This is a genomic window from Collinsella sp. CLA-ER-H6 (assembly GCF_040092305.1).
Lineage (GTDB): Bacteria > Actinomycetota > Coriobacteriia > Coriobacteriales > Coriobacteriaceae > Collinsella.
In genome coordinates, this window is record NZ_JBBNLS010000007.1 from 83,299 (window position 1) to 102,128 (window position 18,830).

Annotated in this window: 18 protein-coding genes; 6 read left to right on the top strand and 12 right to left on the bottom strand. The window is 58.1% G+C overall.

Features of this window, described 5'->3' with window-relative positions:
- Nucleotides 1–7: 7 nt before the first annotated feature.
- The 4 genes from AAAX77_RS04565 to AAAX77_RS04580 form a co-directional block, all read right to left on the bottom strand.
- Nucleotides 8–799 (bottom strand): EFR1 family ferrodoxin, encoded by a 792-nt coding sequence (locus AAAX77_RS04565; protein ID WP_349104980.1) that lies wholly within the window; start codon nucleotides 797–799, stop codon nucleotides 8–10.
- Between the two features lie 35 nt (nucleotides 800–834).
- A complete protein-coding gene (locus AAAX77_RS04570; RefSeq protein ID WP_349104982.1) occupies nucleotides 835–2,139 on the bottom strand; it encodes a chloride channel protein in 1,305 nt (434 codons plus the stop codon).
- Between the two features lie 125 nt (nucleotides 2,140–2,264).
- The gene (locus AAAX77_RS04575) at nucleotides 2,265–2,798 is read right to left on the bottom strand and encodes a TIGR00730 family Rossman fold protein (protein ID WP_349104984.1); all 534 of its coding nucleotides are present in this window, start codon (nucleotides 2,796–2,798) and stop codon (nucleotides 2,265–2,267) included.
- A 37-nt stretch (nucleotides 2,799–2,835) separates the two neighbouring features.
- Nucleotides 2,836–3,261 (bottom strand): potassium channel family protein, encoded by a 426-nt coding sequence (locus AAAX77_RS04580; protein ID WP_349104985.1) that lies wholly within the window; start codon nucleotides 3,259–3,261, stop codon nucleotides 2,836–2,838.
- A 259-nt stretch (nucleotides 3,262–3,520) separates the two neighbouring features.
- Between AAAX77_RS04580 and AAAX77_RS04585 the strand changes: the two genes are divergently transcribed.
- Genes AAAX77_RS04585 through AAAX77_RS04595 form a run of 3 tightly spaced genes read left to right on the top strand, consistent with a single transcriptional unit; the run spans nucleotide 3,521 to nucleotide 6,844 of the window.
- Nucleotides 3,521–4,132: a transporter substrate-binding domain-containing protein gene (locus AAAX77_RS04585; RefSeq protein ID WP_349104986.1), complete on the top strand. Its 612-nt coding sequence runs from the start codon at nucleotides 3,521–3,523 to the stop codon at nucleotides 4,130–4,132.
- Nucleotides 4,129–6,324 (top strand): ATP-binding protein, encoded by a 2,196-nt coding sequence (locus AAAX77_RS04590; protein WP_349104987.1) that lies wholly within the window; start codon nucleotides 4,129–4,131, stop codon nucleotides 6,322–6,324. Before AAAX77_RS04585 ends, AAAX77_RS04590 begins: the two co-directional genes overlap by 4 nt.
- A 40-nt stretch (nucleotides 6,325–6,364) precedes the next feature.
- Complete coding sequence (locus tag AAAX77_RS04595) at nucleotides 6,365–6,844, top strand: pyridoxamine 5'-phosphate oxidase family protein (protein ID WP_349104988.1); 480 nt, start codon at nucleotides 6,365–6,367, stop codon at nucleotides 6,842–6,844.
- A 95-nt stretch (nucleotides 6,845–6,939) separates the two neighbouring features.
- Here the strand turns inward: AAAX77_RS04595 and AAAX77_RS04600 are convergent, their stop codons facing one another.
- Nucleotides 6,940–8,154 (bottom strand): aminotransferase class I/II-fold pyridoxal phosphate-dependent enzyme, encoded by a 1,215-nt coding sequence (locus AAAX77_RS04600; protein WP_349104990.1) that lies wholly within the window; start codon nucleotides 8,152–8,154, stop codon nucleotides 6,940–6,942.
- A 112-nt stretch (nucleotides 8,155–8,266) separates the two neighbouring features.
- A complete protein-coding gene (tsaA, locus tag AAAX77_RS04605; protein ID WP_349104991.1) occupies nucleotides 8,267–9,004 on the bottom strand; it encodes a tRNA (N6-threonylcarbamoyladenosine(37)-N6)-methyltransferase TrmO in 738 nt (245 codons plus the stop codon).
- Between the two features lie 141 nt (nucleotides 9,005–9,145).
- On the opposite strand from tsaA, the gene AAAX77_RS04610 reads away from it, so the two are divergent.
- Both AAAX77_RS04610 and AAAX77_RS04615 read left to right on the top strand, forming a co-directional pair.
- Nucleotides 9,146–9,973, top strand: a complete 828-nt coding sequence (locus AAAX77_RS04610) for a TipAS antibiotic-recognition domain-containing protein (RefSeq protein WP_349104992.1) — start codon at nucleotides 9,146–9,148, stop codon at nucleotides 9,971–9,973.
- 51 nt (nucleotides 9,974–10,024) lie between these two features.
- On the top strand, nucleotides 10,025–10,270 hold the full coding sequence (locus AAAX77_RS04615) for a glutaredoxin (RefSeq protein WP_349104994.1): 246 nt from the start codon (nucleotides 10,025–10,027) through the stop codon (nucleotides 10,268–10,270).
- 65 nt (nucleotides 10,271–10,335) lie between these two features.
- Here the strand turns inward: AAAX77_RS04615 and AAAX77_RS04620 are convergent, their stop codons facing one another.
- Nucleotides 10,336–11,289 carry a tRNA-dihydrouridine synthase family protein gene (locus AAAX77_RS04620; protein ID WP_349104995.1) on the bottom strand — a complete coding sequence of 318 codons (954 nt, stop codon included), beginning with the start codon at nucleotides 11,287–11,289 and terminating at the stop codon, nucleotides 10,336–10,338.
- Nucleotides 11,290–11,784: 495 nt separating this feature from the next.
- On the opposite strand from AAAX77_RS04620, the gene AAAX77_RS04625 reads away from it, so the two are divergent.
- Complete coding sequence (locus AAAX77_RS04625) at nucleotides 11,785–12,918, top strand: hypothetical protein (RefSeq protein WP_349104997.1); 1,134 nt, start codon at nucleotides 11,785–11,787, stop codon at nucleotides 12,916–12,918.
- A 272-nt stretch (nucleotides 12,919–13,190) separates the two neighbouring features.
- Here the strand turns inward: AAAX77_RS04625 and AAAX77_RS04630 are convergent, their stop codons facing one another.
- The 5 genes from AAAX77_RS04630 to AAAX77_RS04650 all read right to left on the bottom strand — a co-directional run bounded on the left by AAAX77_RS04630 (nucleotide 13,191) and on the right by AAAX77_RS04650 (nucleotide 18,742).
- Complete coding sequence (locus AAAX77_RS04630; RefSeq protein WP_349104998.1) at nucleotides 13,191–16,445, bottom strand: ABC transporter ATP-binding protein/permease; 3,255 nt, start codon at nucleotides 16,443–16,445, stop codon at nucleotides 13,191–13,193.
- A 254-nt stretch (nucleotides 16,446–16,699) separates the two neighbouring features.
- Nucleotides 16,700–17,044 (bottom strand): hypothetical protein, encoded by a 345-nt coding sequence (locus AAAX77_RS04635; protein ID WP_349105000.1) that lies wholly within the window; start codon nucleotides 17,042–17,044, stop codon nucleotides 16,700–16,702.
- A gap of 9 nt (nucleotides 17,045–17,053) precedes the next feature.
- The gene (locus AAAX77_RS04640; protein WP_349105001.1) at nucleotides 17,054–17,671 is read right to left on the bottom strand and encodes a hypothetical protein; all 618 of its coding nucleotides are present in this window, start codon (nucleotides 17,669–17,671) and stop codon (nucleotides 17,054–17,056) included.
- A gap of 29 nt (nucleotides 17,672–17,700) precedes the next feature.
- Nucleotides 17,701–18,603, bottom strand: a complete 903-nt coding sequence (locus tag AAAX77_RS04645; protein WP_349105002.1) for a 4Fe-4S binding protein — start codon at nucleotides 18,601–18,603, stop codon at nucleotides 17,701–17,703.
- On the bottom strand, nucleotides 18,596–18,742 hold the full coding sequence (locus AAAX77_RS04650) for a CD1871A family CXXC motif-containing protein (protein WP_040219972.1): 147 nt from the start codon (nucleotides 18,740–18,742) through the stop codon (nucleotides 18,596–18,598). Before AAAX77_RS04650 ends, AAAX77_RS04645 begins: the two co-directional genes overlap by 8 nt.
- Between the last annotated feature and the right edge of the window lie 88 nt (nucleotides 18,743–18,830).

The following is an 18,830-nucleotide window of genomic DNA, read 5'->3' on the forward strand; positions in this document are numbered from 1 at the left end:
GCAGCCGCTACATCCTCACACCTGGCTTGGGATGCCTGTACTGACCGTGGGATGACGTGCGCTTACCGTGCGAGATGGCAAATTTGGGACAACGGTGCAGGCAACGAAGGCAGGCTGCGCACTCCGGCTTTGTCCAGACGGGAAGGCCGTCGCGCATCTCAATCGCCGCCATGGGGCAGCGCTTGGCACACAGGCCGCAGCCGATGCAGCGATCGGCATCGACGGCAAACTTGCTCGTCTGTTGCATGCGCGGCAGCCCAATTGCGTGATACGCGCACGATGCAAACAGAGGCACGCGATGGCGCATCATGTTGCCCGTGCGGCGTGCCTGCACCGCCTCGATCACGGCATCAATCTGCGCCTCGGCAGCTCTATTGATACCCTCAACCTTTTGAGGGTCAGACAGGTCGAAAACAGGCGTCCAGGTATCGGGCATCTTGACGCTCATCGCCGCATCTAACTCGAGCCCACGCTCGTGCAGCAGGTCGCGGGCAAACTTGGCAGATTGGCCGGTCGTCGAACCGTACGTCGAAACATAGAACGTATAGGGGCGCTCGCCGCCCTTTGCACCGGCAGCAATCGACAGGTCGGCAGTCTTCAAAAACTCGATCATCGGTGTCGGCAGACCCCAGGCATACACCGGAGCAACAAATCCCAGCTGGCAGGGGCCTTCCGTCGCAACAAGGCGAAGGGCTTCGACATCAAAACGCTCAATCGACACAACCTTGTCGTCTGTCGCCGCTGCAATGCGACGCGCCACATGCTCGCTGTTCCCTGTCGCGCTAAAGTACAGGATCATCTCGTACCCCTGGAATTGACTCGTGAAAAACCGCGCTACTTGCGCAGCGGCTTGGGCAGCGGAATGCCGGCGGCGATGGCGGCGGCGATGATCATACAGACGATGCCTTTGAGCGGGAAGCACATGAGCAGCAGGCCCACGACCATGATGGGCTGGCGCATGACGGCGCCCATCGTCGATGCCGTGCAGACAGCGACGCAAAAGACCGGATCGGCGCCGGTGAGGATGGCCAGGCCGTAGCCCAGGCTTACGCCCGAGAAGATAACCGGGAAGAAGTGGCCGCCGCGCCAACCAAGGTTGATGAGGGCGGGCGTCAGCATGGCCTTGACAAGACCGGTCGCGATAAGCACGCCGGCGGGAATGGCCAGATAGGTTTCCATGAGCACGTCGGCCTGGGTCTCGCCGGCAAACATGGTGTAGGGCAGAACCGTTCCGCAGGCGGCAAGTACCAGACCGGCTAGCATGGCCTTGACGACAGGACGCTCCCCTATTGCATGGGCAAGCGCTTCGCTCGCGTGCTCAGAGACAAAGTACAGCCAGCCGCAAGCGGTGCCAACCAACGCCAGCGGAATGAGCCAGGTAAGTTCCAGGTTGCCCACCTCGGCGGACTCGAACCTGGGCATGCCCATGCCGCCGCCCATGAGCTGGCCGAGCAGCAGATAGGTGCCCAGGCCGCCGGCAATCGCAATGCCGTAGACCACCGTCTTTTGCGCCTTGGGCAGCTTGATGGTGATCTCGCCGGACGTGGACTCATCGTCGGCGTCTTCGCCCTGGCCGTCGGCGCTACCGGCAAGCGGCGCCACAAAGCCAAAGACGGGCGCGGTAAAGAGCGCCGTCAGCGCGGCCTGAGTGCCCAACAGCGTAAGCTCCCTAAACTCGGCGCCAAAGCGACGCATGCGGTCGCCGACCCAGCTGCACAGACCAGCGATAACGCCGGTCAGGCCGGCCTCCGGTCCAATGCTTCCGCCAAACAGCAGCGGCAGCAATGCCGCGAGCGAAAGCTTGCCCAGGTTGTCGTACGGGTAGCGCCCGTCTTGCTTAACCTTAGCCATCACCTGGTTGAGGTCATCGGTCTTGGTGCCTGTCATCTTTTCGTACAGACCGATTAACAGGCCGCCCAGCAGGCAGACAAAAAACGGGTACGGCAAAAAGCCAAACGGGCCGCTGGCAAGCTCGGGCGAAGAGACGCCCAGCGCGTGCGGAATCTCGGTCCACAGATAGTCGATACCGTGCTCCATCGCAAAAAAGAACAGCCAGACTGCAGCACCCGCGAGTGCACCGGTCACGGCAACGCTGACCAAAAACAGCGCTCGGTTCGTGGGTTTGGCAAGGTTATCCATCGGGTCCTCCCGCGGTCAAAGTCGACATAGATACGTTTTATTGTAGAGCGAGCGTTGCCCGAACGAGGCAACCATCCGCGCTGCAAACGGCACCATTGGGAGCCATAGTGGGGCAGGCTCAAGACTTATCCGTTGATAATCGAGGCAATCTCGGGCAAATCGTCGGCAAAGTAGATGCCGTGCTGGCGCCTTGGGCTCGAAAGCCCTTTATCAATCATGTGCCCGAGCAGCGCCTTGAGGTCGTTGTAGTAACCGTCCAGGTTATACAGAATGCACGGAGCACTCAGGTGCCCCAACGATACCGCGGACATGACCTCGGCAATCTCCTCGAGCGTGCCCGTGCCGCCCGGAAATGCGATGAACGCATCGCCGAGCTCAATCATCTTGGCCTTGCGCTCCGCCATATCGCTCGTCACGATAAGGTCGTTGATACCGTCATGTTGAAACTCGGCCTCGATAAAAAAGCTCGGCTCAACACCCGTCACGTGTCCACCCGCCTCGAGTACGCTATCGGCGAGCGCACCCATCAGCCCCGATTTGGACCCGCCGTATACCAGCGCGTGTCCATTGGCGCCAATCCAGTTGCCCAGCTCCTGTACCGCGGGCAGAAATGCCGGGTCATTGCCAGTGTTGGCACCCAGGTACACGGTGATATTCATATTCAGCCCCCCCTCATCGTGACGCGCGGCGCCCGCTCTAGCGCTGGCGTCGACGACACTCGCGCACGCGACGCGAAAGGTCGGCAAGTTCGTCGCGATCGAGCTCTTCCAAATGCTCCAGATCATCCATAAAGCGCGCCATGGTGTCCTTTTGACGCATCTTGATAAGCGTATTGCAGTAGTTCACCGCCACGCCCGTGAGCATGGCGATGTAGAAGATGCTGATGACGCTCAGAATGACGGTAATGGCGCGGGCAACCGGTGTCTCGGCCGGAATGTCGCCAAAGCCGATCGTCGAGACCGTCTCAAAGCTAAACCACAGGCCATCGCCAAACGTGAGGGTCGTGGGCTCGGACAGCCAAACGGCCGTCGAGCACAGCAGATAGAAGATAAGAAACAGGCCCGTGATGCGCGCAAAGCCAGCCTGGCGCAACACGTCGGCAAGCGTCCTCAACTTGTTCATCGCGACCCCTTTTCCCAGACGCCCAATCACGTTCGCTCGGTATTGTCCCACGCCTCCCCCGCAAACGAAACTAGTCATTGGGAACTAGTCATTGGGAACGTTCTTAAATGACTAGTCAAACAAGAACGTCCCCAATGACTAGTCGTTTAAGAACGTCCCCGATGACTGCCGGGCGGGAGCGTTTAGCGGTACAGCTGCCGACTGGGCAGGCTGAGCTGGTATCCTTATGCGGTAATGTCTCGATTCGTTAGGATTGCATGTGAGAGCTGCCGTTGTCCTTCGTTCAGTTATATATCGCACCCTGGCCGTCGCGCTTGCCGCGCTTGCCGTACTGAGCACCATCATGCCCGCCCCCGCCTTTGCCGCCGACTCCGATCAGTCAGTCAAGACGGTCCGCGTTGGTTGGCTCGTCAACAACGAGGGCTTCCAGGACGGCACCCCCGGCGAGCGTCTCTCGGGATGGGGTTACGAGTACCTCCAGACCCTATCGTACTACACGCCCGGCTGGCGGTACGAATACGTCTCCGGCACCTTCACCGAGCTTATGGACATGCTCGAGGCAGGCGAGATCGACCTCATGCCCAACATCTCCTACTCCGAGGAACGCGCCCAAAAGCTGCTCTTTTCCTCGAACCCCGAGGGCACCGAGCGCTACTACATCTACGCCAAGCCCGATCGCGACGATCTGGCCAAGGGTGACCCCCAAGCGCTCCAAGGCCTCACCATCGGCTACAACCCCGACGTTATGCAAACCTTCGTTGCCAGCAGTGGCTCACCAACGAAGGAATCACCTGCACATACAGGGAGTATGACGGAGGCTCCGTTCTCTTTGACGCGCTCGCAAACGACGAAGTCGATGCCGTCATCATGAACGACACCATTTCCTCGCCCGATGCCTCCCCCATGTTCTACGTTGGCTCGAGTGACTACTATTTTGCCGTCCCCAAAAGCCGCCCCGACCTGATGAACGACATCAATGCCGCCATGACGTCAATCGCCCGCGTCAACCCACGCTATATCGACGAAGTCAAATCTAACTACTCGGCCCAAAACAGCGGTTCATCATCGCTCAACGGCCCCGAACGTTCCTGGCTCAAGGCGAACAACAACACCATCACGCTCGGCTACATTACGGGCAAACTCCCCTACTGCAACGAAGACGAAGGCAGCAAAATAGAAGGCTCGCTCGCATCGCTTGCGACGACGCTGCACGATAAATTTGGCATTACGGTCAAAACCGTCGCCTTTGATAGCTACAAGATGATGTCAAAGGCCCTGTCAAAGGAAAGCATAGACGTTGCGCTGCCGGTATACCGAGATTACTGGTTTGCCGAGCAAACAGGCGTTGTGCAGTCGATATCGTTGGGGACCATATCCCTCACCGCCATCCACACCGGCAGCAACCTAAACAAAGACCTTCAGAACATCGCCTGTACCAAATCATCGTTTGTCAACAAAAATGCACTTGAAAGTCTGTTCCCCGCAGCGACCGTAACCGAATACCAATCCGACGATGAAGCGTTCGACGCCCTCAGGAAGGGAACGGCGCACTGCATCGTCGCTCCTAGTTCACGCGTAAAAACCATCGGTGACCGTTACGATCTCGAGGACTGCGAGACGACCGAGCTCCCTGACACCTGTGAGCTCTCGTGCTGGATTTCGCGCGGAAAACCCGAGCTGTTGGGAATCATCAACAAGGGCATCATCAATGCCGGAGAATCGCTCTCCGCAAGCAATTTCTCCTCCACGTCGTACACGGCCCAGGAATCCAACACGCTTCAATTCCTTTATCGCAACCGCACCGCCATTGCAGCTACCCTCATCGGTATGCTGTCGGTCGGCATCGTCCTGCTCATCTGGGCGCTCGTGCGCGCTCGAACCGAGCGCAAAAAAGCCGATGCTGCCAACGCCGCTAAGACGGCATTCCTCACGCGCATGAGCCACGACATCCGTACGCCGCTCAACGGTATCCTGGGCCTTATCGAGATCGAGGAATTGAAGGAAGGCGACATGCAAGTCGCCCGCGAGAGCCGTGCCAAGGCGCGCGTTGCCGCCAATCACCTGCTCTCGCTGATCAACGACATCCTCGAGATGGGCAAAATCGAAGACCGCAAGCTAACACTGGAGCATGCGCCTTTTAACCTCAAAGAGCTCTGTGACGATACGCTAGTGCTGTGCAAGCTCCGCGCGTCCAGTAACGGCATCACAATGCAGGACAATAGTCTGCCGTACGCCACGGGGCCATACATGATCGGCAGTCCCACCCATATCCGACAGATTATGATCAACCTGTTAGACAACAGCATTAAGTACAACAAGCACGGCGGCTCCGTCACCTTTAGCTCAAAGACCAAGCCACTCGATAACGGGCGCGCGCTCTTTTGCTTTAGCGTTTCGGATACCGGCATTGGCATGGCTCCCGAGTTTTTAAAGCATATCTATGAGCCGTTTGCCCAAGAAGGTGACGATGCGCGCAGCAAGTTCCAAGGAACCGGCATGGGCATGCCAATCGTCAAGTCGCTTATTGAACTGATGGGCGGCACCATCGAAGTCACCAGCAAACTCCATGTGGGCACCACGTTCTACGTGGAAATTCCGCTCGATATCGACAAGAACCCCCGAGCGCGGGCGAATACGGTCGAGAGGGCGCTCGACTGCTCACTCGCCGACATGAACGTGCTGCTCGCCGAAGACAACGAATTGAATGCCGAGATTGCCCAGACGCTGCTAGAATCCGAGGGCGTCGTGGTCACCCGCGCCGTCAACGGCAACGAAGTCGTCGATCTGTACCTGTCTCATCCCGCCGGCAGCTTCGATGCGATCCTGATGGACATTATGATGCCGGGCATGGACGGCTACGAGGCAACCCGCGCGATTCGTCTGAGCGAGAAGGTCGATGCAGCCGATATCCCCATCATCGCGCTCACCGCCAACGCCTTTGCCGAAGACGCCCAGGCGGCACACGCTGCCGGCATGAACGCTCATCTGTCCAAACCGATCGACTTTAACAAGCTCAAAAACATACTCGCCCGCATCAAGAAAAACGGATCCGTTTCGCTATAGTTTTTGCAGCAACCACGCACGACCAGAAAGGAAGCCAACGATGTTTAGGCCCTTACGTCGAAAGAAGCGCGCCATCACCGACGAGGAAGCGCGCAAACTGCTCGCCACCTGCAAGCGCGGCGTCTTTGCCGTCAACGGCGACGATGGCTACCCGTACGCCATTCCCGTCAACTACTTCTTTGACGCCGAGCACGACAAGATTTATTTCCATGGCGCCAAGGCTGGCCACAAGGTCGACGCACTCAAGCGCGATGACAAGGTCTGCTTTACCGTTTACGGCAACGAGTGGTACCAGGACGGCGACTGGGCTCCCTACGTTATGAGCACCGTCGTCTTTGGCCGTTGTCGCCTGGCGAATGACACCCCCGCGTTTATCGAGGACAAAGTCCGCCAGCTCGCCCTTAAGTACTACCCTTCTGCCGGAGAAGTCGAGGAGGAAATCGCCAAAGACATCAAGGGCGTCCAACTCTACGAGATTTCGATTGAGCATCTTTGCGGCAAGCAGATTCAGGAAAAGTAAGCCTCCGCAGCAGGTCTGCGCCCAATGGCTACAGATGCCTTACCACACGGGGCCTTCTAGCCGACTTGGCAGAAGGCTCCGCATGCAGTGCGCGCTTACCGTGCATTAAAAACGTAGCGGTCCAGGCGGTCGCACGCTTCCCTCACGCGCGAAAGCGGCAGCGCCAGATTCACGCGAATGTGGCAGGGCCCGTGGAACGGGCGGCCGTCCTGATACCCCACGCCCACGCGCGCCCCCTCGTCGAGCAACCACTGAATATCGCGGCCATGCTCACGGCACCACTCGGTGCAGTCCAGAAACACCATGTACGTGCCCTGCGGACGCGAATAGGACACGCCCCCAAAATGCTCGTCCACGTAATCGCAGAAGTACTCGATATTGCCGGCAAGCACCTGGTTGAGCTCGTCCACCCACTCGTAGCCTTGCGGCTGGTAGGCACCGATAAGCGCATGCATGGAGAGGACATTCATCTCGTTGTAGTGGGTCTTGTTGGACACAGCGCATATGCGGTCGCGCAGCGTCTCGTTGTAGATAATGTGGTAGCTGCCGACCAAGCCCGCCAGGTTAAACGTCTTACTCGGCGCATAGAGGGCAACCGTGCGCATGCGGGCATCCTCGCTCACCAACTGCGTCGGGATGTGTCTGTGTCCCGGCAGGATGATATCGGACCAAATCTCGTCCGAGATCACCACGCAATCGTGCTGGCGATAGATATCCATGGCGCGCTCAATTTCGTCGCGCTCCCATACGCGGCCGCAAGGATTGTGCGGCGAGCAGAACACCGCGGCATGGATGTGGTTTTGGGCGAGCTTGCGCTCCATGTCCTCAAAGTCCATACGCCACACGCCCCGGTCGTCGAGCTTAAGCGGGCTGTGGACAATGCGATAGCCCGCGGCCTCGATGGACTTGGTAAAGCCGATGTAGGTAGGGCTGTGGACCAGCACCGCATCGCCCGGCTGGACATACGCGCGCAGCGTCGACACGACACCGCCCAGCACGCCGTTTTCGTAGCCGATGTGCTCGGGCGCCAGGCCTTCGACGCCATTACGGCGGCTCTGCCATTCGATGATGCGGTCGAAATACTCGGGGCGCGGGTTAAAGTAGCCAAACATGGGATGCTGGGCGCGCTGAATGATGTGCTCCTGGACCGTGGGCACCGTGGCGAAGTTCATGTCCGCCACCCACATGGGAACGCGGTCGAAGCCCTCGTCGGGTGCATTCGGAGCCATACCTGGGATCTCACCCCAAGAGTCAACGGCGATGGAGTCCATGCCGTGGCGGTCGATAAGCGAGCTAAAGTCGTATTTCATGCTGAGCTCCCGTGCGAAGTGGATTGTTTTGGTAGGCGTTATTGTCCACCAGCACGGGCGATTTTGGCATGGGGTTTGGCGCTTAATTTGACGGGCACGGACGAATGGCTGGTTAGTCTTGCGCGTCGTTGACGGCGACCACGGTTAGCTGGGTTTTATCGACCGTAAAAGATATGTCAAGCCCGGCGAAGGCCAGATGATAGACGCGGTTTGGCTCGTGCTTGCTGCCCGCGCGGCGCGGATCTTGGCGAAGAACCTCGACCAGACCGGGGAGCTTTGCGGGCGGGACCACGTCTTGAAGAGTTTGCGGGAACTCAACATCGAGCTCTTGCCACGGAGCATCCTCAATCCAGCCGCCGGTCGCATCCGGGTGGCAGTCCGCAAACGGGATGTAGGGCTTAATGTCGTAGATGGGCGTACCGTCGCGCAGGTCGGCCCCCAGCACATGAATGATGGGGCCATCGTCGGTGAGCTCGACACGATCGAGCTTGACGCAGGTAAGCCCAATGGGATTAGGGCGAAACGGACTGCGCGTGGCAAACACGCCCACGCGCTCGGCTCCACCCAGACGCGGCGGACGCACGGTCTTCGACCATTTTGCGTTGGTTCCGGACCTGTCCCGCGTCTTGGCATCGGCAGCTATGTCGTTTGCCGTGCCGCCGGGCGTTCCGTTTTCGAAGCGCCATAGCAGCCATAAGTGAGAGAAGGAATCCAGACCCTCAACTGCTGCGTTGGAGGCAAATTCCGGCTCAAAGACGATGCGCCCCTGCAGATGGGGCGCCAAAAAGCTGTTGCGCGGGATGCCGAACTTCTGCGGCAGGTCGGTATGTATGCGTGCAATAGGTTCCATGCCGGTCATTGTACGGCATGGAGGCGTGGGGCGTTGCGCGCAATTCTTCGCCGCGGTCTCCCGTCGTGCAACCAACGGTTGCTTGGAAGGGTGTCTGCCGCCGCGTATGCTTAAGCCATCAACCAGCAGAAAGGAGCCGTCATGGCCTTTGCAGAAAAGCTCATCGCCGTTCGTCATGCCCATCACCTTACTCAGGAGCAGCTCGCCGCCAAGCTCTTCGTCACACGCCAAGCCATCAGCCGTTGGGAACGCGGCGAGGTCACACCGGGCATCGACATGATGAAGCTCATCGCCGCCGTGACCGGCGAGCCCCTGTCTCATCTGCTCGAAATGCCCGAGCACTATTGCCAGAGCTGCGGCATGATACTCACACCCGATGACTGCGGCACCGACGCCACGGGCGCCACGACCGACCATTACTGCAAGTGGTGCTACGACCACGGCAAGTACACCTACGACACCACCATGGAGGCGATGATTGAAGATTGTGCCCCGCGGCTGGCGCAAAACACCGGCATGTCGCTCGACGAAGCCGTCTCGCTCATGGGCGCCGTCCTGCCGCAACTGGAGCGCTGGCGCACCGTCCAGGAAAACGAGGAGCGCTACGGCGCCGAAGCGCGGGCGCGCTATGGCGACGAGGCCATCGATGCAGCAAACGAAGCGCTACTGGACATGGACCCCGAGACATGGAACGACATGAAGGAGCTTGAACGCGCTATTCTGGGCCAGCTCTCGATTGCCATGGACGACGGCGAACCGGACGGAAGCGAGGCTCGCAAGCTTGTCGCGATGCATCGTCGCTGGATTACTCTCAACTGGGGACACGAGCCCCAAGACGAAGCATACCTGGGCCTCGCCCGCGGTTATCTGGCCGATCAGCGCTTTGTTGACTACTACGACAAGCCCTGCGGCACCGGAGCCACGGCGTTTCTGGTACAGGCCATCGAGTCTTCACTGGCCCGTGCATAGACTGCGGCGGCTTTGGGTATTTCAATCAAAACCGCAACCGATTGGAGACCTATGGCTACTGATCACGAGCTCGTGCTCTACGTTATGACCGGCTGCCCGTATTGCATAAAGGTCAAGCACTTTTTGGCCGATAACGGCGTGACCATTCCCGAGCGTAATATCTCGACCGATACCGAGGCCGAGCAGACACTCATCGCCGTCGGCGGAAAACGCCAGGTTCCCTGCTTATTCATCGACGGCAAACCACTCTACGAATCGAACGACATCATCGCATGGGTACAGAAGAACCTGCTCTAGCGTGAGAGTACTCATCGGGGACGTTCTTAAATGACTAGTCGTTAAAGAACGTCCCCAACGACTAGCTAACCGTGGAAGCGGGCTATGGGTGCAAGTGGCTGCTCGCGAAAGACGCGATCGACGGCGGCGCGGTATTCGTCGACCTTTTTAGTCTTGCGTACGAGTTTATGAACGGTAGCGGGGTCGGCGAAGGCGCATTTGGCGTAGAACCACCACTCCTTCATGCGAAAGACCGCGTTACCGCCAATCTCTTCTGCATAGGCAGCAAACAGCGTGTCATGGAAACGCTGCAGCTCGGCTGCCGTGGCAGCAGGACCGCCGTTGACCATGCGAGCCAGAGCGGGGTTCGCGAGCAGGCCGCGCCCCAGCATTACATGACGTGTGCCGGGATAGGCCTCCACCAGCGCATCCATGTCCTCAAGATCAAAAATATCGCCGTTGTATGCCACCGGAAACGGCGCGCGCTCCAGCGTCTCGCCATAAAACTCCTTGCGCGGCGAGCCCGTATAGCGGTCCTTTTGCACGCGCGGGTGCACAATCAGCTCTGCCAGCGGCATGCGGCAATACAGATCGAGCACGCGCTCGTATTCGTCGTCACTCTCCAGCCCCAGCCTGGTCTTGACCGATACCGGCAACGGCGAGCGTTCGCACACGTCGCTCAAGAACACCTCAAGTTCGTCGAGATTACGCAAGAAACCCGAGCCCTTGCCCTTGGCGACAACCGTCCCCGAGGGGCAACCCAAGTTGAGATTGACCTCGCGATAGCCCATGTCGGCGAGCACCTGTGCCGCCCACACAAACTCGTCCGCGTTCTTGGACATCAGCTGAGGCACTACGTTAAGCCCCTGGTTATTGGCAGGATCGATCTCCTTAAACGCCTTGCCGCCAAAGCGGTTGCCCACCCGCGGCGGCGGCAAAAACGGCGTGTAATAGCAATCGAGTGCGCCGAAGCACTCCGCATGCACGCGACGGAACACATGCCCGGTAATCCCCTCCATAGGGGCAAGCGAAAGAATCATCTACTCTTCTCTCATATCAACGGATGTGACAAAGGAACCGCCCCCTTGTTACATGCATTATGCCTTGTGCTCCAGATGATTCACAAGGCAGAGGCAGCAGCTTGACGATAATCACCCTTCCATCCGGCGCCTCATGCAACGAAGGTGAATGGTTTTCCGCGAAGTGAACGAGTGAAATCGGACCCTCGCATCGACACTTTTGGAAGGCCAATTCCTGCGGTTTTATCACTCAAATCCTGCGGTTTTAGCGTCGAAAAATGTGGGTGCTTCAGGGGTCCAAATTAGGTCGTTCACTTCTCGGGAAACCATTCACCTTCGATTTGCTGTTTGTGGGCATCGGCAGCGGCTTCATGCTCCAAAAGACGACGTTCGCGATCAAACGATCACCAACAGCACGCTGTTGACCGCTATGTATGAACAACAGACATCCTCCACTCATCTATACTCAAGAGCGTGTGCACATCGCCCCCGAAAAACGATAAGAGTCGAGGCCCCATGCAGCAGCTCACCGAGCAAGAAAAGAAACGTATCCAGCGGTACTGCACATACCCCAAAATCGCAGCGACCGCACTCGTCATGTCGTTCGTAGCATGCCTGTTGATGTTGCCGCTCCAAATGATCAACGATATCGCGTTCCACCAAAAGGAATTCCAACCCGCGGGCATATATACCGCTATCGCACTCACCGTAATCGAACTCGCCATCTTTTGCTATTGCGCTCTTGCGCCGCGCTTTGGAATGCAGGGCAAACAGTGGAAGGAACTGCAGAGCAGGCTTGCGGTGGCCCAGACCAACAAGGACCATTCCGCGGAGGTCGCCGGCGTGCTTGCCACGCAAGCTGCCGGCCGCCTGCTCAAGAACAGCGATAACGATCTCGTGCGCAACCTGGGCGGTGCCGCTGAGGTTGCCAGCGCCGTAGGGGCAGTCGCCACGGCGGCAGACGTGCTGGCCGAAACCTCGAGCAATGCCGAGGCCATGGCGGCCGCATACGGCGTTGTGATTCCGAGCGCCAAGAAACAGATTATCGCGCTCATCGCAGTGCCCGCCATTGTGCTGCTTGGCGTCTACATCCCGCAGTTTGTCCAGGGGAATAACGAGCTTCAGGCAAGAAAGGCTGCAGCCGCCGAGCAGCTCGCCATCGCGCAAGATGCCTTGGAGCCCGCGTGCGAACGCGTCGCGGCAGACGACCCGTACGAGTCGTATCACGACTACGGCTACCGCATTATCGGCTATCTGCGCGATAATGACCTCGGCGCTCAAGCAGCCTATGTCTACCTTTCTTTCGATGCAGATGGCATGCTCACGGACGTCGATTACGTCAGTCAGATCGACCCCGAGGCAAGCCTCGCAGACAACCTCGCCCGCGCCGAGCAGGATATCGCGACGCTCTGCGCCCCGCTCAACGGGTTGGACATTTCCGTTGCCACACCGGGCCTCCTCACGCCATGCAGCCTGTCGGATGAATTTAAACAGACATTTTTAGCTGGCTCCCTATATGAAGAAATCAGCATCAAGACGGAGGACGAATCTATCAAGTCGTACTACACCTTTGACACCGAGGCCGCAGAAGAATTCGACGAATACACCCATCCGGAAATTAGGCTCATGCTCTCTGCAAAGAAGAACTAAAGGCTTTCGATCTAATTGCCGCTCGCGAACATCGTCTATATCTCGAGGTCTAATACTTTTCCAAGAAGTGAACGACCGTTTTTGGACCCCTGAAGCATCGACATTTTCTGGCGCCAAAACCGCAGGATTTGGTTGGCAAAACCGCAGGAAATTGCATCTCGAAAGTGCCGATGCTTCGGGGGTCCATTTTGACTCGTTCACTTCTCGGAAAAGTATTAGACCCCGATTTCGCAAGGGCCTCAATGTGACAAAGGAACAACCCTTTTGTCACATTATTCGGAGCGCAGGGCTTCGACGGGATCCTTTTTGGACGCGCTGCGAGCGGGCAGCAGGCCGGCAACGACCGTTAGCAACACAGAAATCGCAATGAGCACCAGCGCATCCTGCACGGGCAGGCTCATCAGATTGGGCACCTGTTTGGCAGCAAGCGCCCAGGCATTAACCGGAAAGCTCACGGCCACCACGACGACAATGGCAAAGACGCCGGAGATGAGGCCTTCGATAAAGGTCTCGGCGTTGAACACGTTTGCCACGTTGCGCTTCGACGCGCCAATCGCGCGCAGGATGCCAATCTCCTTTTTGCGCTCCAGTACGCTGATGTAGGTGATGATACCGATCATGATGGAGCTCACCACCAGGCTGATACTCACGAATGCGATGAGCACCAAGCTGATGGTGTTCACGATGTCGGTCACCGACCCCATGATGATACCCATGTAGTCGGTGTACGAAATTGCCTGCTCATCATGGCCAGCGGCTTTGACCTGCTTGTTGTACGCGTCGATGTGATCGAGCACGCGCTCCTTGGCCTCAAAGTCGCGCGGGAAAATTTTGACCGAGATGGGGTCTGCCTCGTCCGCATAACCCAACGTGGTCAGATTGTTGTCGTAGGTGAGCTTCGACGCCTTGGCATAGCTCATCATGAGCGAACTCAGGTCCTCGGCGTCCATGTTGAAATGGATGGCACGAGCAAAGGCACTCGCATCCACGTGCATGGCGCTCGCCAGGTTGGCAAAACTCGAAGACACCTGCGTCGCCATCTGGTCCATGAGCCCCGCCGCGCCTGCCTTGAGCTGGGACGATACCGTCGACGCTATCTGCTCGCTGATTGCCTTCATCACCTGGTCCATAGCCTGCTGCAGATACGGAGCCAGCTGCTTTTGCACATAGTCGGTCATCGCCTGCTGCAGGCGCTCGGCCAGGGCATCGCCGCCGAGCGCTTTGAGCTGGGCCAGGATTTGCTGGGCTGCCGTATCACTCTCAAGATACGTCGAGAACGCGGCGGCAAGCTTTGACGCGTCCTTAAGATCATCGGGTGTCAGCGCCTTAAACTGATCAGACTGCAAAAAGCCCTCAAACAGCTGGTTGGCCAGCGTTCCCACCTGCTGCATTTGCTCGGGTGTGAGCTCCAGGCCGTCAAAGATACCCGAGAAATCTGGAGTTGGCGCTTTTGCCATGATGTCGCTGAAGTCGATGTCCTTCCCAACGCCCGAAAGGTCAATGTCCAGCCCGGATAAGTCGATACCAGAAAGGTCCATGCCGCCGGCCGCACCCGAAAGCGCAGACGCATCAAACGAGAACGCACTCTTGAGCGCCGCCTCGTCCACACTGAACATGCTGCCCAGGTCCACGCCTTGTTTGGCCTCGCCTTGCAGCTCATCGAAAGACTTGCCCGTAAAGACATCCGTCTCGGGGTGGGCGAGTTGCTCCTGCACAATCTGCGAATCGGCGGCGCGCTCCATAAGCTGGCGAGTCAGCGCATGCGTGTAGGCAATGCCCGGGGACAACGCGCTCGCGTTGGCCGTCTCGTTAGGTCGCACCACGCCCACAATGTGCACGTCAATACCGTTGGCAACCTTGGCCGTCATAAAATCGGCGTCGCCAGACATGTCAGTCCACATGCCGGTCTCTTCGTTTTTGCGATAGGCATCGGCCGGCGACAACACCTTAAACGTCGTGGACAGCGCATCGTCGTAGGTAAAGTCGGCGCCGGTCTCGGGCGTTTCGACCCCACCGTCGGCCGCCATGGCGCTGTTAACCAGGTCGTTGAGCTCGTTGATATCCAGCGCGCCGATGCTGTAGAGCGTGTAATCGCCCACCGTGCCACGGCTCGAAAGCACCATCACGGCTTCGTTGGCGGACGTGGGCCAGTGACCAGCGACGACATCGTACTGGCTGTCGAGCAGACTCTGGTCGTCGATCATCTCGTTAAAGACCGAGGTTCCCATGGATTCCATGCTCACCGTTGCCGCCGAACTTGCGCCTCCGCTCATGGCCTCGGTCATAGCGTTGGGCACCAGCCGGACGGGCTTCTCGTCGCCCTTACCCGAACGATAGACAACTGGCGTCACGCCATAGCCGTACTGGATGGCGTTGACCTCTTTATCGATTCCGTCGCCACCGGCATCGAGCCATGCCTTAAAACTCGTCATGTCGTTGGACTTAACGCTCGCAAACATATCCTTTACGGCCGTAACCACGGGAATTTTATCGGTTCCCTTAGCCTTGCCGCCGGCACTGTCGTCGGACGAATCCACATTTTCAGGCGAGTCATCATCCGCAGCCCCCTGACCACCCATCATGGACGACAGGTCGTAGTCCTGCTTGGAAATGGTGAGCGGATAGCTCGAGAGCGTATCCTCCTCGACCTTTTTGATGTAGCCGTTTACGCCGTTGGACAGCGCCAGAATCGCCGCGATACCGATAATGCCAATCGAGCCCGCAAAGGCCGTCATGGCCGTGCGGCCCTTCTTGGTCATGAGGTTTCGGGCAGAAAGCCCCAGCGCCGTCACAAAGCTCATCGAGGTTTTGCGCGTAGGCTTTGCCTCGCGGCGCGCGGCCTTGGCAACATCGAAGGGGTCGGAATCGTCGGTGATCTTGCCGTCTGCCAGGTTGACGATACGCGTGGCGTATTGATACGCCAGCTCGGGATTGTGCGTGACCATAATAACCAGGCGGTCGCGCGCCACGTCCTTGAGCAAGTCCATGACCTGCACGGACGTTGTGGAATCCAAGGCGCCGGTCGGCTCGTCTGCCAACACGATCTCGGGGTCGTTGATCAGGGCGCGGGCGATGGCCACGCGCTGCATCTGTCCGCCCGAAAGCTGGCTCGGGCGCTTGTTAACGTGCTCGCCCAGGCCGACTTTCTCCAACGCCTCGCGCGCACGCTGGCGGCGCTCGGCATGTCCCACGCCCGTGAGCGTGAGCGCCAGCTCCACGTTTTCCAAAATGGTCTGATGCGGAATGAGGTTATAGCTTTGGAACACAAAGCCGATGCGGTTGTTGCGGTAGGCATCCCAATCGCGATCGTGAAAGTCCTTGGTCGATATGCCGTCGATCAGCAAGTCACCGGAATCGAAATGATCGAGTCCACCGATAACGTTGAGCATCGTAGTTTTGCCCGAGCCCGAGGGACCCAGAATGGCCACGAACTCGTTATCGCGAAAAGACAGGCTTACGCTATCGAGCGCCACCTGCGTAAACGACTGCGTAACGTACCTTTTGCAAATACTCTTGAGCTCCAACATGGACGGCAACCTCTCCCACGCGGGCGCACTTGCCCGCTCTCCCCCGCCGTTCGTATTCGACGCGTTTGTCCTACTCTATCCCCATTTTTTGCCGGCGCCAGTGAGGAATGTAACGAAGCACGCCAAAAAACGAACGGGACGGCGCCTAAAAGAAGAGGCCCCGAGCGGGACCTCTATATGGTGGAGCTTATCTTGAAAGGCAGCGGACTACTCCGCGCAGCGGCGCACGATCCTCGCCATGCTTTACGCGTTTTTTACTGCTCGCTATTCGCAATCGCCTGGTCGATAAGCTTGTCGAGTGCTGCGCGCTGCTCGGCGGAGCTAATGGCTCCCACGATTGGATCCCCTACGATGTTGCCGTTCTGATCGATGACATACGTTGTCGGGAACGAGAACAAATTTGACGTAAACTTACCGGCCTCGCTATCCGACTTGAACCAGATGTTCTTATATGTCACGCCCTTCTTGCTCAGCACGTCCTTGGCATCTGCAATCTCGCCCTTGTTGCCATCGAGCGTAAAGGAATTGACGCCCACGACCTGGCCGCCCTTCTCGGCAAGCTCCTGATTCAGCTTCTCAAGATCGCCCAGCTCGCCCACGCACGGCTTTCAAGTAGTGAACCAGAAGTTCATGACGGTGACCTTGTTCTTAGAGAACAGCTCGTCGCTGTTCACGTCGTTGCCATCCAGGTCCTTGCCCGTAAAGCTGGGGAACTTCGTCGTCTCGCTCGAAGCATTGGCACCGGCCGTCATGCCAGCGGTCGAAGCGTCGACGCTCTCGCCTGCGCTCGGCGTGCTTCCACAGCCGGGGAACTCCTTCTCCAAGCTCTCGAGCTTGTCCTCGATCTCCTTGATCTGCTGTGCACCGGCCTTGAGCGTCTTAAGCTCATCCGCCGTGAACTCATCCTTGGCGCCGTCGATGGTCTTGAGCAGAAAATCGCCGTAATTGCTGCCGTCCTCAATCATTGCCGAGTCTTTATTTGCCGCATTGAATACCTTTTCCCACAGCGCGTTATCACTCGAAAAAATCTCGTTCTCCTTCTGCATGAGCTTCGCATACAGCTCGGCGGCCTCGTCGGCATTGGCCGGCTTCTGCGCAGTGAGTTCTGCGATCTTAGGATCGGAGCTCGCAGATTCGCTCGCATTGCCGCCGGGCGCCGAACATGCCACAAGGCACAAGGCCAGCACCGGCACCATAAACAGGGCCGCAATCTTAGAAAGCTTCATAGTCATTCCTCCGTTTTGTCGAAGCTTGTTTACTTTTTATCGGCAGTCAAGGGAAGCTTTTCCGCCGACACATCCAGGCCATAGCGATAGCTGATGGCATCGACGGGGCAGGCCCCGATGCACTTTCCGCACCGGATACATTCGGCATGATTGGGCGCGCGGACCACATCAACGTCCATCTGACAAGCCCTTGAACACTTGCCGCACGAGACGCATTTGCACGCGTCGACCTGAATCCCCAACAAGGACACCTTATTCATGAGCGCATAGAATGCGCCGAGCGGGCAAATCCATTTGCAGAAGGGGCGATAGAACAAAACGCTCAGCACTACCACGGCAATGAGAACGACAAGTTTCCAAGTAAAGAGCTGTCCCAACGCAGATCGAATGCCGGCGTTGGCGATGGCCAGCGGAATGGCACCCTCGAGCACGCCCTGGGGACAGATGTATTTGCAAAAGAACGGATCTCCCATCCCCAGATCGTTGACCACCAGCACAGGCAGCACTACCACAGCAAACAGCAGCACGACGTACTTGATGTACGTGAGCGGCTTGAGCTTTTTCGTGGAGAACTTTTTGCCGGGAATCTTGTGAAGCAGCTCCTGCAGCCAGCCAAACGGGCACAGAAAGCCGCATACAAAGCGTCCCAGCAGCACGCCGAGCAAAATGAGCGTACCGGTAACATAGTAAGAAAAGTTGAACTTGGATGAACCTACCACCGACTGGAACGACCCGATGGGGCACGCACCCGATGCCGCGGGGCACGAATAGCAATTAAGTCCAGGTACGCAGACTGTTTTTCCCGCGCCCTGATAGATGCCGCCTTTGGCAAAGTTTGGCAGGTGAATGTTGGTGACCAGCGTCGCCGCCGCCTGAATGAATCCGCGAAATCGGGCCAAAACATGCGACGCAGTGTTTTCTCTTTTATCCAATTCCGATACACTCCAAGCACAGCCTAATCGCTTTGGCCAGCACGGCATCCGCCTCGCCACGCATAACACCAAAGCACACCATGGCAATTCCGACGATCAACAAAGCGACCTGTACCACGGGTTTTACCGCTTTGAACAACCCAACCACTCCTTTCGTTACGCGACCATTGGACCATATCGACTATAAAATCCGTGTTAAGCGCGATTTGGAATGTGCAAGGAAACTG